Here is a 14,863-nt window from a genome sequence, read left to right as displayed (position 1 = left end):
TAGCAAAACTGACTGATAAACAATGAGAGGATGATAAACAATGACAACTTATAAGATGCCGGATACAACAGGAAGGTACGGCAGCTTCGGTGGTAAATTTGTCCCGGAACTGTTAATGCCGGCAATTTATGAATTGGAAGAAGCCTATGAATCTGCGAAAAATGATCCTGCTTTCACATCGGAATTGGACTACTATTTAAAACAGTATGTTGGACGGGAAACGCCCCTTTACCATGCTGAAAATTTATCCAAACAGCTGGGTGGTCCGTCCATTTATCTGAAGCGCGAGGATCTCAACCATACCGGTGCACATAAAATCAACAACACCATTGGGCAGGCGTTGTTAACACTCCGAATGGGAAAAAAGAAAGTCGTCGCGGAAACGGGTGCCGGCCAGCACGGTGTTGCCACAGCGACTGTATGTGCCCTGCTCGATCTTGAATGTGTTGTATTCATGGGGGAAGAAGACATACGCAGACAAAAACTCAATGTGTTCCGGATGGAATTGCTTGGTGCGAAAGTTGAGAGTGTCTCACAGGGAAGCGGAACATTGAAAGATGCAGTAAATGAAGCACTCCGTTACTGGGTAACACATGTGGAGGACACCCATTATATCATCGGATCTGTCGTGGGCCCACATCCGTTTCCGAAGATGGTCCGTGATTTCCAATCGGTTATCGGCCAGGAAACAAGAAAACAGTTCCAGGAATTAACCGGTAAACTGCCGGATGCAGTCACAGCCTGTGTCGGCGGCGGCAGCAATGCAATAGGAATGTTCTATCCGTTTATTGAGGATGAACAGGTCAGCCTTTATGGAGTCGAAGCAGGCGGAAGCGGTATTGAGTCAAACAAACACGCTGCTACCATTACCGCCGGAAGTGTTGGCGTTTTGCACGGCACGATGACTCATCTGCTGCAGGATAAAGATGGTCAAATTGAAGAGGCGCACTCGATTTCAGCGGGACTTGACTATCCGGGCATTGGACCTGAACACAGTCATCTTTATGAATCAAACCGGGTAAGCTATACGTCGATTACAGATGACGAAGCAATACATGCATTCAAATTGCTTTCCCAAACAGAGGGGATCATACCTGCGTTGGAAAGTGCGCATGCCGTTGCATACGCATTGAAACAGGCCAAAAATATGAATCAGGACGAATCTTTAATTATTTGCTTATCAGGACGTGGGGATAAAGATGTAGAATCAGTAAAAGACGTACTTGGAGGTGAAGTTGATGAGTAATACGGAGTTGGATAAGGCACTTGCAGAAAAACTAGAGAACAACAAAAAAGTGATTGTTCCGTATATCATGGCCGGTGACAAACCACTTGATCAGCTGGAGGAGCAGCTGGAATTTTTACAGGAGAGTGGCGCAGCGGCAGTGGAACTGGGAATTCCTTTTTCAGATCCCGTTGCCGATGGACCGACCATTCAGGATGCCGGTCAGCGTTCCTTGAAAAATGGCACGACCCTTACCACCGTTCTGAAAGCCTTAAAAAGTTTTGCTGATAAACGGACGGTACCGGTTATTTTAATGACCTACCTGAACCCGGTATTTAAATACGGCATCGAATCCTTCGCCAAAGATTGTGCGAATGCAGGAGTGAACGGAGTCATCATTCCTGATTTGCCACTTGAAGAGGAAACGATAATTACGGATGATTTGCAGCAGAATGAAATATCCTATATCCGGCTAGCTGCCATGACTTCACCAGTTGACCGCCTGCAAAAAATTGCCGAGCAGACAGAGGGTTTTCTATACGCTGTATCCGTCACAGGCACAACCGGAGCCCGGACAACACATGATGATAAAGTGAAAAGCTATCTGCAAAAATTAAAACAGTATACCGAAAAACCAGTATTAGCTGGGTTTGGTGTCTCCACCAGTTCGCAGGCACACAACCTTGCCGAAGCATGTGACGGGGTAATTATCGGCAGCACCATTGTCAACTTTTTGCATCAGGATGAAAAAGTAAACGTTCAAAAACTGTTACAGGAGAGCGTATAACAAAACACTCGCACCCCAAGGTGTGACTGATTTTAATATGAATTTTCGCGAATCGTGGATAAGTTGACGAAAATCGTGGATATCGGTTCCGAATTCGTGGATATCACGCGTAAAATCGTGGATATCCATCTCAGAACCGTGGATAAAATCACAAGGCCCGGGGGCTGTCCATCGGTATTAACGTGCATATTCAGGGGGCACCGAGGGCCCCTTACCTGCTTTGAAATATGATTCGCAGGGACCTTTACATTAAGAAAGTTTCCCGTTAAGATAAGTAATAATAATTATATACTACTTTTAAGCACTAGGGGAGCTGTCTGGCTGAGAGGAATACATTTATTCCGACCCTTGGACCCGAACCGGATAATACCAGCGTGGGAAAGTGCAGTCTGTTAAATACACATTATCTGACTGCAGCCCACTGGCTGCAGTTTTAATTTATTCGGAGGCTCCTGAAGTCATCAGCAAAGGAGGGAACATTATGCGTCAAAAATGGGGATTCCTGGACAGTGGAATTCATGACGCTTCCGTGAATATGGCATTGGATGAAGCATTATTGAACTGGCATAGCGAAGGAAAAATCCCGCCTGTGCTCAGATTTTATGGATGGACAACGCCAAGCCTATCACTCGGGCATTTTCAGAAAGAATCCGAAATCAATTTCCAAAACATGAAAGAACACCAGTGCCAATACGTTCGCCGGTTGACCGGAGGAAGTGCAGTTTTACATGATGATGAACTGACCTACAGTATCGTCATTTCTGAAAAAAACCCGGATATCCCATCATCTATCCAGGAAGCATACTATGTTTTGTCCAAAGGAATCATCCAGGGCTACAAAAACTTGGGAATTGAAGCAGATTACGCTGAGGATCTTTCAAGGGAAAGAAGCGCCATTTGCTTTGAACGCCCCGCTTTTTATGAAATGGTTGCTGACGGAAAAAAATTATCCGGAAACGCACAAACACGGAAACGGGGAATTATACTGCAGCATGGTTCCATACCAATATCCATTAATGAGGATATGTTATTTGATTTATTTGTTTTCCCAAATGAAAAAGTAAAAGCAAAAAAACGCCGTGCTTTTGCACAAAAGGCAGCTGCTATTAACCAATTGACCGGAAATAAGCACACTTTCAAAACTGTTAAACAAGCATTTTATGAAGGATTCAAGAAAGGGCTAAATCTTCAGCTCGAACCAATCACACTGTCAAAAAGTCAATGGGATGAAGTATACCAGCTGGCCAAAACCAGCTATTCAACTAAACAACCAACAAGGAGCGTGTAAGTGTGGCAAAACAGGAAGAATACATACGTAAACCGGAATGGCTAAAAACACGAATCAATACAAATAAATCATACCGCAACTTAAAGAAATTAATGCGTGACAATCGATTGAACACTGTTTGTGAAGAAGCACGCTGCCCGAATATCCATGAGTGCTGGAGTGAGCGCAAAACCGCGACATTCATGATTCTCGGTGATACGTGTACACGAGGTTGCCGCTTCTGTGCCGTAAAAACCGGAATGCCGAATGAATTGGACTGGGGTGAGCCGAAGCGGGTGGCAGACTCAGTCAGCGTGATGGGACTCAAACATGTTGTCATTACTTCAGTGGCCCGGGATGATTTGGAGGATGGCGGGGCCCAGGTTTTCGCCAATACCGTCCGGGCTGTACGCGCCCAAAACCCGGGATGCACTATTGAAATTCTGCCGTCGGATATGAAAGGTGATTACGAAAGTCTGCACACCCTGATGGACAGTAAACCGGATATTTTTAACCATAATATTGAAACTGTCCGCCGCCTGACGAAACGTGTGCGTGCCATAGCTATGTATGATCGTTCCCTGACATTGCTAAAACGCGTAAAAGAGATTGCGCCAAACACACCAACTAAATCAAGTATCATGGTCGGGCTTGGAGAAGAAAAAGACGAAATTATCCAAGCGATGGATGATCTGTTGGCACATGACGTGAACATTATGACAATTGGTCAGTACCTGCAGCCAACAAAGAAGCACTTAAAGGTAGAGCGCTATTATCACCCTGATGAATTCGCCGAACTGAAAGAAATTGCACTTAAAAAAGGATTCAGCCATTGTGAATCAGGACCGCTTGTTCGTTCCTCCTATCACGCCGACGAACAAGTAACCCAAGCATCAGCCCAGCGTCGTATCAAATATATGAAGGGCTATGAAGAACAGGAAAATGAACAGGTAGACTTTACATTTTAATCATACTTATTTCACCTGAAGGAACGCACATTCAAATTCGGAATGTGCGTTTTTCTATAATTATTTATGGGTTGTTTCTCTTTTGATATAAAATTATATGTAATAGATAATATATTGCATCGGCTATTGCCCCCTACCATTAGTACATTTCCCAATAAGGACAACGAAACCATTTTTTTAATAACTAGACTATAAAACAAGCACTTGATAGCTGACTCCATATCCTGTTAATGAATCATCAAAAAATAAGGAGTGAGTTATAAATGAGCTGTGGAGGTAACAAACATGTTGGCGGCGTCTCCAGCGGAAATTGTGTCTGCGATGTCGTAAGTGAGATAATTAAAGCTCAAGATGAAGTCAGCAACAATGGCAATGGCTGTTGCGATACAGGCTGCGATCAATCTATACGGGACTTACTTTCTCCGTCACAAAATGGCAATGGACCGAATGGCCCGACAACGATTCCTTTTATCCTGTATTGTAAGGGAACCTGTAAACCATTTATTGCAAGCGGAGTATACCGTGATCTTGTGACTGGTACAAATGCTACTTTCTTTAACTGTCTTGAATCACCAATTTTCCGTGCCAAAGGATTTGCAGACGATGACGAATGCTGTGTAAGACTTGAACTTCTGGCACCAGTCAATTCCGAGGGGAATGTTACAATTGAAAGGGCAGATGAGGTATGTGGTTTCTTTTCTGAAACAACAGGCGCAAGAGCGAGAAACTTTATTGCAACAGGTATCTGTATTACAGTAGACTTGCATTCCTTTAAAGGAATCCAATGCTTGGATGCGATTACGCCACTTTCTTCATCCCAGTTTCCAACAGATTAAATGAGTAAAAACCAAAGGCTGATTTGCAGCCTTTGGTTTTTATGTTTATTTCCATATTTCCAACCAAGTGGCAGAATATTTTCATGATGATCGCATACTCATTTCAAAAAAGTTCAAAATAACTTTTTCCTTCGATGGTTGTTCCAGCGTAATTTCACCAACATACACCGGCTCACCTGAACCAATATTGACAACTGTTAATTGTTGAGCTACTGGCGAATTACCTTTTGTAAATAAGACATATAACTTACCATCATGAACTTCTGTAGCGCGGGCATTCAAATATTGTGAATCCGCATCACCAGCATCCAACCCAAACCGATTTGTTATCTTCCGCTGGTTTATGCCATACTGGATAACTTCCATCTTTCCCTCAGCAGCTGATTGCAAATAAAGGTTTGAACCATCCACAGCCAATACCTGCTGATTACGCAGTTTTTCCGGCAATTTAACGTCCAATTTTTGCTCTGTTTTTAAATTATATGCGGTAATGCTATCCACCTTGGTTTTAACCTGCTGGGCAACAGCGCCGCTTTTCATATCCTGTTGCTGTACCGTTTCGTCTTCCAACTTCTTAAATATAACGATTTGGCTGGGACTGGTGTTGTAATGATATGACATGGACAGAGGTCTTGTATATGCCTCATACCCGGTTTTCATGATCAATTCTTCATCGACCAGTTCTTTTTTTTCCATATTAAAACTGTACACATGAATTTCCTCATTGACGTCAGTTGTCTCAGATGGTTCACGGATATTCTTTGTGATGACTTTAAGTTCTCCATTCACATATTGTACATCCTGTATCCGCACGCTGTTATACATTGCCCGGTTTGGCACCACTGCAGAAAATTCAACCGCTTCATTATTTTCCTTATTTAAAATAGCAACCGAAAATTCCATATCGCTGTTCCTGCTGCCGAACGACTGATTGATAACATCTGCATAACCAACAACTTTGTCTGTTTCCACATAGGAAGATGCAGTACCGCTTTTCCCGCGCATAAAGCTGCGATACTTATCCTGTAGGGCGGCAATCCGTTTATTATACATGCCGGAGATCCGTTCAAAAAAAGAATTGCCAGCATCAAATTCAGCCCCATCGGTTGTCAAGCTCAATTCACTGGAAAAACTCTCCGCATAATATCCCCCCTCAAGAACGACATCCTGAATAGCTGTTTTATCCCCTTGTTCTTTTTTAAAAACTATTTCCGGATAACTACCGGCAGATAATGCTGATTTAATATAAAATGCTCCAATGACAATGACAATCAATGGCACAATGACAATTAGCTTCCAATACTTTCTCATTCTTTTTCTCCTTTCATACCCTGATTTTTTTCATCAGCAAGTAATGGCCAACCCAAATAGCTGCTGCTGTTATCATAATTCCGAACAGAACTTCCAAACCAAGCAGTTCGAGCGGATACAATAGTGGGTGTTCTGTAAACATCATGGAGATAAATGGTAAAGCAAATACTATGATTGAAATTCCACCATAGAGTACTGCCAGTAAAATTCCTTTCCATCTGAAACTGCGCTCGAACATAATAGCGGTAAATAAAATAAATACAGCCATAAAACCGGCACCATAATACAGCAAAAACTCGATAAAACTCTGCGGGTAAAGTATTGCCAATTCACGGTGATTGTGAACAATTTCAAATACCCCTAAGTCTGTCTGAAAATCGTCTGGCACAAGCCACATTAATAATGAATTTTCAAGTGGCAAGAGCAGCATTTGTATGGAAATAAGTCCAAGCACCATCAGAAAAATCGCCGTCGCCTTAGCCAAGTAAACGTTCAGTCGGTTAGTCGGCAGCATAAGCAGCCGGTAAATAAATGTATTCTTACCAAACCAATCACGGTACCAGATCAGAAAAACATAAATGATCAAGGTCACCGCACATAATGCAATTGGCCCCATCAGCCACAAACTTTGCGCAAGATCCATCATTGACATCGTTCCAAATTCGTCAAGAAAATCCGATTTTGACATCATTTCCTCATAAATCTTCTGATCAGCATTTGCCATAAATGTTTTCGCCTTTACAATAACCCCGGTAATCTGAACAACAACTGTAATGGCAATCAGGATCAGATAAAATTTCATAAAACGACTCAGTTCAAAGTTAACCAATTTCAAATAGCGATTCATTGCACATACACCTCTCTCATGACATCAACTACCGATTTCCCTTCCGTTTCCCTTAATTCTTCCGTATCAAATTCCTGCAGCACGACACCATCATCAAGTAGTACCGCTTTGTCAATCAGGTGTTCAATATCGCCAATTTCATGTGTGGTCACGATAACACCCCGGTCTTCCACCAGATGGCTCGTAAATATATCGGCAATCTGTTCGCGGGTAAACATATCAATCCCGGAAAACGGTTCGTCCATTAACAAATAGTCAACATCCAGTGCCAATCCGAGCAGAAGATTGATTTTCGCCGTATTCCCTTTCGACAGACTGGAAATCTTCTCTTCTTTTTCGAGCTTGAAAAAACCAAGTATTTCGTCAGCCCGTTCCTGATTCCAGCTATCATAATAATCCGCCATAAACTGCATGGCTTCACTAATTGTCATGCTTGGAATCATCGTAATGGCATCCGGTATAAAGGTTATTTTTTCATAACTTTTCTTATTCAACTGCGCACCATCAATCAAAATTTCCCCTTCATTAACCGGTGTCAGGTTCATGATGGCATTCATAATCGTTGTTTTTCCTGAGCCGTTGATGCCGATCAGACAGGTTATTTCCCCTTTATTTGCGGTAAACGAAACGCCATTTAATACGTTTTTGCGCCCAAACTTTTTCTTAATAGATTTAAGCTCAATCATTCGAAAACCCTCCTATTCCCAATTGTCCATTGAATATTTTTCTTTGATCAGCCCGAGCACTTCATCAATCGGAACATTTATCGACCGAATCGATGCGACAAATTCACGTATCGCATCATCAATCAACTCATCCCGCACACGGCCAAGCACCTCTTCATCCTTCGTAATCCTGCTCGGCAAATTCCGCTCTGTATAAATCAATCCCTGTTCCTCCATTTCCTTATATGCCCGCTGTGCCGTGTTCGGATTTATTTTAATCCGGTTTGCCAGTTCGCGTCTGGACGGAATCTCCTGCCCCGGTTCAAAAGTGCCGGTTGCAATCTGTTGTTTAAAATATCGAATCACCTGCACATATACCGGATCGCGGTTGTTTAATTGTATTTTCATAAACACAGCTCCTCGCAAAATTCAGATGTACACCATTTTCGCAAGTGTATTAAACTGTTAATACACCAATTGCAAAAAATCACTGTATTAATCACTTAATACGCTTCTGGGATGTATTATACGATTAATACACTAAGAAAGTCAACAGCTCATGTTAATTTTTAGTGAGATTCTTTATAATTGCCTGATTCACCGCTTTTCGCCGGAAAAAATTAAAAAGTTTAGGACTCACACGATTTTTTCCCAATCAATCACTGTTCCCAAATCCTTTTTGCCGCTGGTCAGGCAATCAGCACACATTAACGATGGTATGTTAAAATTAAATTAGACTGATAATTGTATATTGGAAGGACGGATTACAAATGACCGATACTATAAAACTTACATCATTATCATCAAAAGGCGGATGCGGTTGTAAAATTGGACCGGCTGATCTGGAACAGGTTTTGCACACGCTCCCACCTGCCACTCCTAACGAAAATTTACTTGTCGGACTTGATACGAGTGATGATGCCGGCGTGTACAAACTGACCGATGATCTGGCAATTGTCCAAACGGTTGATTTTTTCACCCCGATTGTTGATGATCCCTATTCATTCGGACAGATTGCGGCTGCAAATGCAATCAGTGATGTATATGCAATGGGAGGAACGCCAATAACTGCTCTTAACATCGTTGCATTCCCAATTTCAACACTGGACAAAGACATACTGACCGAAATTCTGCACGGTGCCCAGGATAAACTTGATGAAGCGGGTGTTTCACTAGTCGGCGGTCACTCCATCGATGATCAGGAACCAAAATTTGGACTTGCCGTAACCGGAACCGTTAATCCAGCCAAAGTGCGGACCAATCAGGGAGCAAAACCCGGTGACAAGCTTATTTTAACGAAGCCAATAGGTGTTGGGGTTATGTCAACTTCGATCAAAAATAATCTGCTGGACGAATCAGAAATCAAGCGTGTAACGGAAGTCATGGCAACGCTGAATAAAACTTCTACTGAAACGATGGCCGGGTACGATGTTCATGCAAGCACCGATGTAACAGGATTCGGACTGCTGGGACATGCTTCCGAAATGGCAGCAGCCAGCAATGTCGAAATCCACATTCATCATGATGACGTCCCAGTGCTGCCACGTACGAAAGAACTTGCTGTATCAGGATCAGTACCGGGGGGAACCAAAAATAACTTTAAACATGTGCAAGATGTGGTGACCTACCCTGACACAATGGATCAGACTGATAAATGGATTCTTTGTGATGCTGTCACATCAGGGGGACTGCTTATCTCAGCGGCAAAAGATGATGCTGATTCACTGCTGGGCGACCTGCAGAAAAATGGCGTAGACGCACACATTATTGGTGAAGTTATTGAGGGAAATGCGGGCACTATTACGGTCAAATAGTAATTTATACAGGAAGTGACGTTATCTATGTTTCAGGATATTACATTAAAAGAATTATTGGAGCAGCAAAGTAAGCCACACACCGTAATTGATGTACGCTCACCTAGTGAATATCATGATGCTACCATTCCGGGCAGCATCAACATTCCGGTATTTACTGACGAAGAACGTGCCGAAGTGGGAACTTTGTACAAACAAGTCAGTCAGGAAACTGCTAAAAAGCGTGGGCTGGAAATTTTCTCCGCAAAACTCCCGCAGTTTATCGAGGAATTCAATCAAGTTGATTCACCGAAAACAGTATTTTGCTGGCGTGGCGGCATGCGGAGTAAAACAGCTGCAACGGTTCTCGATTTGATGGGAGTTGACGTCTATCGGCTGCACGGCGGTTATCGAACTTATCGCCAGTGGGTAGTCGCCGCCCTTGAAAATATGGATTTTAAACCGAATCTTTTTGTGCTGAATGGCAACACGGGATCCGGCAAAACCATCCTGTTAAAAAAACTTTCCGAAAAAGGATACCCGATAATTGACCTGGAAGCGATGGCCGGTCACCGCGGATCCATCTTTGGACAAATTGGACTTGAGCCGCACAATCAAAAAAAATTCGATTCCCTGCTTATTCGGGAAATTCATCGGTTGCAGGATGCACCCTTTGTCTTCGTGGAAGGTGAAAGCCGCCGAATTGGCAAGGTAACAATTCCGGATTTCCTGTATACAAAGAAGGAGCATGGGAAGCAGCTCTTTATCGGCCTGCCAATCGAGGAGCGGGTGCGGAATATTCTGGATGATTATCAGCCCTGGAATTCGCCAGATGAATTTCTTGATGCTTTTCACAGAATTAAAAAACGGATTCATACACCAATTGCTGCTGAGATTGACCAGGATCTCCGGAAAGGAAATTATCACGAAGCTGTCAGGCTGCTGCTTGAATATTACTATGACCCAAGATATGAGCATGCTGCAAATCAATACCCGGAAATGCAGACGACACATCTGAACGCCGCTGATAACGAAGACGCGCTCAGGAAGGTTGAGAGCATAATTCTGGAAGCTGCCAAAAATACATGAAACGGGGGATTGCAATGAAAATTGGTGTATTGTCCGATATTCACGAGGGGATTAACCGTAAAAAAACCGGAGAAGATATTCTGCCTACCATCCATAACTGGATTGACACAAACAATCCGGATGTTTTTATCATCGCCGGTGATATGACTGCTAAACCACAACAGGCATTGACCTTGCTAAACCAGCTCCAGAAAACGTGTTCAAAAACGAAAATTCTTTTCGTTCACGGAAACCATGATGTTTACGACGAAAATTCGGTCAATGCCTATGAAACATTGCTGCAATTTCCGGGAAATCTCGGTAACGGAGTCGTTGAATTGAACAAAGATTGGGTCGTAATCGGTGACGGAGGCTGGTATGACTACAGTTACGGCCTTCCACAATTCAAAACGAATGATTTTAAAAAAGGAACGTTCCGTGATTTTACATGGCCGGACAAAACGTACGCACATTGGTCTGAACCCGATCAGGATGTTACTGACCGCTACATCCGTAAACTGTCCTACTGGCTGGAAAAGCATCGTGAACAAAACATTATTATGGTGACCCATTTTGTGCCTTTCTCCCACTTTGTGGAAGTTAAAAATGACCCGGGCTGGGATTTCTTCAACGCCATGCAGGGCAGCTCGGTATTTGGCGAACTTGCCAAGCAATATAACATAAAAAAATATATCTTCGGACATGTACATAAACGGTACCATGAACAATACAATGGAATGGAAATTATCTGCAATCCATTGGGCTATTACCCGCACGAGTGGGCAACTGATTCAGCTGAGGAAGAAATTACATCGACGATTAAAATGATTACCATTTAATGTAACGTTTAGTTCATATGCCGTTCATATTGATAGGGTATACTGAAAACAGTTTGAACAAGGGAGAGAGAAATTTTGAATACGTACAGTAAGATATTACTCAGATTTTCCGCTTTATTTGCTTTACTCGGAGCATTTCTTGGCTCACATATGGCTGGTGCGGGCAGCCTGGCGTTTAAAACAGTACACGCGCATATTTTAGTCGTCGGCTGGCTCTCTTTATTCGCCTGGGCTGTCTATTACAGGCTTTTCACCCCGGTAAATAAAATCCTCTCTATACTGCACGTCACCACAGCGATTGTTGGAGCAGTCGGTCTGACTGCCGGCATGTGGTTGTATTATCTGCGGCCATTTGATATTGCCGATGGCGTCGCAACCGTATTCTTCATCGTTGGCGGCTCCATTTTGCTGTTGGCATTCGTCTTTTTTGCCATTTTGGTGTTTTTGAAAACGGAAGATGAATAATAAAACAGGAATCTGTAGGAGGCGCCACAGATTCCTGTTTTTGATCGTACAAAATCCTTTTTTCGAAAAAAGATTGCCAACTATTCCTTCAGCACTTTTTGAATGGAGTTATTAAGCTTCTTAACATTAACAGGGTTCGTTTTTGCATCAGACAGATGGTACTTTTCTTTCAGACGGATAATTCTTTTAACACTTTGATCAATCCGCTTCTCAGATATTTCCCCGCTGCGTACTGCTTTCTTTAAACCATGAACAGCTGCGACCACCTTATCATAATCATGTGCAACCATAACAATGTCAGTCCCCGCTTTGACTGATTTCACGGCAGCCTGATCGATTTCATAGTTATTCGTAATCGCCTGCATCGTCATATCATCGGACATAATCACGCCTTCATACTGGAGCTCTTTTCTCAGCATACCGGTTAGAACCGGTTTTGACATCGAAGCAGGATAATCCTGATCAATTTTCGGCAGCAAAATATGCGCTGCCATGACGGCATCCGCACCATGTTGCATCGCATTTTTAAACGGAATCAACTCCAACTTTCTTAACTCCGCTTTATTTTTATTTACCGTTGGAAGCTGCAAATGAGAGTCAACACTTGTATCACCATGTCCCGGAAAATGTTTAATAACCGAAACAACATTCTGTGATTGAATTCCTTTCATCGCCTGAATTCCAAGATTGCTGACTATTTCTGGATTACTGCTGAATGCCCGATCACCAATAACCGGGTTATCCGGGTTGCTGTTAACATCCATTACTGGTGCAAAGTTAAGGTTGAAGCCATATTCTTTTACCATTTTGCCGAGAAGCGATCCGATATTACGTGCATACTCCAAATCATTAACTGCCCCTATTTTGCTGTTTGGCGGAATGTCTATTAATTTACCCGGCAATCTTGAAACAGCACCGCCTTCCTGGTCCACTCCAAGAAAGACAGGCAGGGCATTTTGCTTATTGACCTGCTTAATGTTATTCAAGAGTGACACCGTTTGATCAGGTGTCTCCATATTAGCTGAATATAAAATAAAGCCGCCTACTTTGTATTTTCCGATCAGTTTTTTTGTTTGTTCGGTCACTGTTGTTCCGGAAATCCCTGCAAAAATCATTTGACCGATTTTTTCATCCAGTGTCATTGTATTAACCTGCTTTTCCAATTGATAAACAGGACTCGTAACAACAGAAATATGATCAACCGCTGGATTTGGACGAGCATCGGTTGGCCTGGGTATTACCCATTTCAAATGGTAATCATCATTAACATGGTATACAAGTATAACCTGATGGTGAGATTCATCATTATAAACGTGTGTTTCATCAGGATTTCCTTTAATTTCCTTGATTCCCTTATAATGAATGGAGGAGAGTCTTGAATCAAATAACCGAATATCAAAAACAGTTTCATTTTTTATGCCGAAATGGACATTGCGATCCGGAAACTCAACATATTGCCCGTTGTTTGTTTGTACCGTTTCCTGATAACTGTCCCACTTTTTTGTTACCGAATTTATTTTCGTTTTACCAGCCGTAAAAGAATGACCTGGTACTTCCCCTTTTGCAGCCTGCGAAAATATTTTATTGATGGTCGCATATTCACTTTCTACATCCTGTTTTTCCGTCCGCTGCGAATTTTCCGGTGCGGACTTGGATGGCTCTTCTTTCTCCTGCTGTGTCAGATAATATACACCGATGAGCATGAGTGGAATAACAACTGCCAAGCCAATCTTTTTGATCACTGGAATATCCTCCAACTGTACAGTTTAGTGCGAAATCCGTTCTGAAGTCATGGTCACCATGCTTTTAATGCTTCACCTTCTGAAAATAATCGATGATCCCAAGTGCACTGACTTGCATATCCAGATTAATGATAACCAACACATCATGATCCGGCGGCACACCAAGCCCTGAAAGGTAGTCCTTTGTATGCTGCAACAATCTTTCAGCCAGCGCATCATATCCCTTTCCTTCCGCTTTTACTTCATGGCCAATTTGCATAAACACATCCAGCCATTCTGAAACTTGACTTAGTGCGCCGTCAACACGCTCTGTCATCCCGAAATGACCGAAGTAAATTCGGTCCACACCCAGACTGCGAATCCGGTCAATGGATTCGTGCATTGCTTCCGGATCAAAATGGTTCGGTGATGTCGATGGCAAAAAGAAATTAATGCCCAGTTTTGTAAGTGATTCATAACGAATCCCGACCGTATCACCTGTAAAAATTCCATTACTGATTGGATCATAAATACTGAAATGATGTTTGGCATGTCCGGGAGTATCAAGAAATTCAAGTGTACAGTCCGGTCCGATTTTTAAAGTATCTCCTTCTGATTTCTCAATCAGACGCTCTTCAGGAACCGGAACAATCGGATCAAACAGTTCACTGAAACTGTCACCGTATACAGCCCTGGCTCCGGCAGCAAGTGCTTTTGGAGCAGCCAGATGTCTCGATCCCCTTGGGTGCACAACCACTGTTGCATTCGGACATTCCCTAAGCAGCAATCCTGCCCCGCCGGCATGGTCGAGATGAATGTGTGTAACAATGATATACTTCACCTGTTCCAGCGAAAACCCAAGTGCATGCAATCCCTTTTTAATGTATTTGACCGATGGACTCGGTCCGGTTTCAACCAAAGTCAGTTCATTTTCATCGATCACATATATTCCAGTACGTTCTGGCTTTCCCAAATCAAATCCATCAATCAAATGGATCCTCTCATCAAGTTGAATCGGCTCTTTATCCTCCACAAATCTTCCCCCTCTTCGCGCTTCTTTCTTTACTATAC

The 14,863-nt window shown here is 42.8% G+C and carries 15 protein-coding genes and 1 riboswitch; of the genes, 9 read left to right on the top strand and 6 right to left on the bottom strand.

The window, feature by feature from the left end; all coding sequences use genetic code 11:
• Positions 1 to 40 precede the first annotated feature (40 nt).
• The 5 genes from trpB (at position 41) to HUX68_RS15265 (ending at position 5,083) form a co-directional block, all read left to right on the top strand.
• Positions 41 to 1,246, top strand: a complete 1,206-nt coding sequence (trpB, locus tag HUX68_RS15285; RefSeq protein ID WP_174615620.1) for a tryptophan synthase subunit beta — start codon at positions 41 to 43, stop codon at positions 1,244 to 1,246.
• Positions 1,239 to 2,012 (top strand): tryptophan synthase subunit alpha, encoded by a 774-nt coding sequence (gene trpA, locus HUX68_RS15280; protein ID WP_174615619.1) that lies wholly within the window; start codon positions 1,239 to 1,241, stop codon positions 2,010 to 2,012. Before trpB ends, trpA begins: the two co-directional genes overlap by 8 nt.
• Positions 2,013 to 2,308: 296 nt before the next feature.
• Positions 2,309 to 2,410, top strand: a riboswitch (TPP riboswitch).
• Between the two features lie 83 nt (positions 2,411 to 2,493).
• Positions 2,494 to 3,300 carry a lipoate--protein ligase family protein gene (locus HUX68_RS15275; RefSeq protein ID WP_174615618.1) on the top strand — a complete coding sequence of 269 codons (807 nt, stop codon included), beginning with the start codon at positions 2,494 to 2,496 and terminating at the stop codon, positions 3,298 to 3,300.
• Between the two features lie 2 nt (positions 3,301 to 3,302).
• Positions 3,303 to 4,247: a lipoyl synthase gene (gene lipA, locus HUX68_RS15270; protein ID WP_174615617.1), complete on the top strand. Its 945-nt coding sequence runs from the start codon at positions 3,303 to 3,305 to the stop codon at positions 4,245 to 4,247.
• Positions 4,248 to 4,510: 263 nt separating this feature from the next.
• Positions 4,511 to 5,083, top strand: coding sequence for a CotY/CotZ family spore coat protein (locus HUX68_RS15265; RefSeq protein WP_174615616.1), 573 nt, complete (start codon positions 4,511 to 4,513; stop codon positions 5,081 to 5,083).
• An 81-nt stretch (positions 5,084 to 5,164) separates the two neighbouring features.
• Here the strand turns inward: HUX68_RS15265 and HUX68_RS15260 are convergent, their stop codons facing one another.
• The 4 genes from HUX68_RS15260 to HUX68_RS15245 are packed head-to-tail and all read right to left on the bottom strand — an operon-like array spanning position 5,165 to position 8,314.
• On the bottom strand, positions 5,165 to 6,394 hold the full coding sequence (locus HUX68_RS15260) for a hypothetical protein (protein WP_174615615.1): 1,230 nt from the start codon (positions 6,392 to 6,394) through the stop codon (positions 5,165 to 5,167).
• Positions 6,395 to 6,407: 13 nt separating this feature from the next.
• A complete protein-coding gene (locus HUX68_RS15255) occupies positions 6,408 to 7,241 on the bottom strand; it encodes a hypothetical protein (protein ID WP_174615614.1) in 834 nt (277 codons plus the stop codon).
• Positions 7,238 to 7,927 carry an ABC transporter ATP-binding protein gene (locus HUX68_RS15250; RefSeq protein WP_174615613.1) on the bottom strand — a complete coding sequence of 230 codons (690 nt, stop codon included), beginning with the start codon at positions 7,925 to 7,927 and terminating at the stop codon, positions 7,238 to 7,240. Before HUX68_RS15250 ends, HUX68_RS15255 begins: the two co-directional genes overlap by 4 nt.
• A gap of 12 nt (positions 7,928 to 7,939) precedes the next feature.
• On the bottom strand, positions 7,940 to 8,314 hold the full coding sequence (locus tag HUX68_RS15245) for a GntR family transcriptional regulator (RefSeq protein ID WP_174615612.1): 375 nt from the start codon (positions 8,312 to 8,314) through the stop codon (positions 7,940 to 7,942).
• A 362-nt stretch (positions 8,315 to 8,676) separates the two neighbouring features.
• Between HUX68_RS15245 and selD the strand changes: the two genes are divergently transcribed.
• The 4 genes from selD to HUX68_RS15225 all read left to right on the top strand — a co-directional run bounded on the left by selD (position 8,677) and on the right by HUX68_RS15225 (position 12,071).
• Positions 8,677 to 9,720, top strand: coding sequence for a selenide, water dikinase SelD (gene selD / locus HUX68_RS15240; protein ID WP_174615611.1), 1,044 nt, complete (start codon positions 8,677 to 8,679; stop codon positions 9,718 to 9,720).
• A 27-nt stretch (positions 9,721 to 9,747) separates the two neighbouring features.
• Entirely contained in the window at positions 9,748 to 10,788 is a 1,041-nt protein-coding gene (gene mnmH / locus HUX68_RS15235; protein ID WP_174615610.1) for a tRNA 2-selenouridine(34) synthase MnmH, read from the top strand.
• A 14-nt stretch (positions 10,789 to 10,802) separates the two neighbouring features.
• A complete protein-coding gene (locus tag HUX68_RS15230) occupies positions 10,803 to 11,606 on the top strand; it encodes a metallophosphoesterase (RefSeq protein ID WP_174615609.1) in 804 nt (267 codons plus the stop codon).
• A 75-nt stretch (positions 11,607 to 11,681) separates the two neighbouring features.
• Positions 11,682 to 12,071: a hypothetical protein gene (locus HUX68_RS15225; protein ID WP_174615608.1), complete on the top strand. Its 390-nt coding sequence runs from the start codon at positions 11,682 to 11,684 to the stop codon at positions 12,069 to 12,071.
• An 80-nt stretch (positions 12,072 to 12,151) separates the two neighbouring features.
• Here the strand turns inward: HUX68_RS15225 and nagZ are convergent, their stop codons facing one another.
• Together nagZ and HUX68_RS15215 are read right to left on the bottom strand one after the other, a co-directional pair.
• Entirely contained in the window at positions 12,152 to 13,813 is a 1,662-nt protein-coding gene (gene nagZ, locus HUX68_RS15220; protein WP_174615607.1) for a beta-N-acetylhexosaminidase, read from the bottom strand.
• Between the two features lie 64 nt (positions 13,814 to 13,877).
• Complete coding sequence (locus HUX68_RS15215; protein WP_174615606.1) at positions 13,878 to 14,825, bottom strand: MBL fold metallo-hydrolase; 948 nt, start codon at positions 14,823 to 14,825, stop codon at positions 13,878 to 13,880.
• Positions 14,826 to 14,863: the final 38 nt, after the last annotated feature.

It is taken from the genome of Virgibacillus ihumii, from assembly GCF_902726655.1.
Classification (GTDB): Bacteria; Bacillota; Bacilli; order Bacillales; family Amphibacillaceae; genus Lentibacillus; species Lentibacillus ihumii.
Note: the sequence above shows the minus strand (reverse complement) of the source record. Positions and strands in the feature narration are given on the sequence as shown.

Bases quoted from the DNA above. Each gene is read 5' to 3' on its own strand.
- mnmH (WP_174615610.1), top strand. From the start codon at position 9,748: ATGTTTCAGGATATTACATTAAAAGAATTATTGGAGCAGCAAAGTAAG.
- HUX68_RS15275 (WP_174615618.1), top strand. From the start codon at position 2,494: ATGCGTCAAAAATGGGGATTCCTGGACAGTGGAATTCATGACGCTTCC.
- HUX68_RS15265 (WP_174615616.1), top strand. From the start codon at position 4,511: ATGAGCTGTGGAGGTAACAAACATGTTGGCGGCGTCTCCAGCGGAAAT.
- HUX68_RS15255 (WP_174615614.1), bottom strand. From the start codon at position 7,241: ATGAATCGCTATTTGAAATTGGTTAACTTTGAACTGAGTCGTTTTATG.
- selD (WP_174615611.1), top strand. From the start codon at position 8,677: ATGACCGATACTATAAAACTTACATCATTATCATCAAAAGGCGGATGC.
- HUX68_RS15250 (WP_174615613.1), bottom strand. From the start codon at position 7,927: ATGATTGAGCTTAAATCTATTAAGAAAAAGTTTGGGCGCAAAAACGTA.
- HUX68_RS15260 (WP_174615615.1), bottom strand. From the start codon at position 6,394: ATGAGAAAGTATTGGAAGCTAATTGTCATTGTGCCATTGATTGTCATT.
- HUX68_RS15230 (WP_174615609.1), top strand. From the start codon at position 10,803: ATGAAAATTGGTGTATTGTCCGATATTCACGAGGGGATTAACCGTAAA.
- trpA (WP_174615619.1), top strand. From the start codon at position 1,239: ATGAGTAATACGGAGTTGGATAAGGCACTTGCAGAAAAACTAGAGAAC.
- trpB (WP_174615620.1), top strand. From the start codon at position 41: ATGACAACTTATAAGATGCCGGATACAACAGGAAGGTACGGCAGCTTC.
- HUX68_RS15245 (WP_174615612.1), bottom strand. From the start codon at position 8,314: ATGAAAATACAATTAAACAACCGCGATCCGGTATATGTGCAGGTGATT.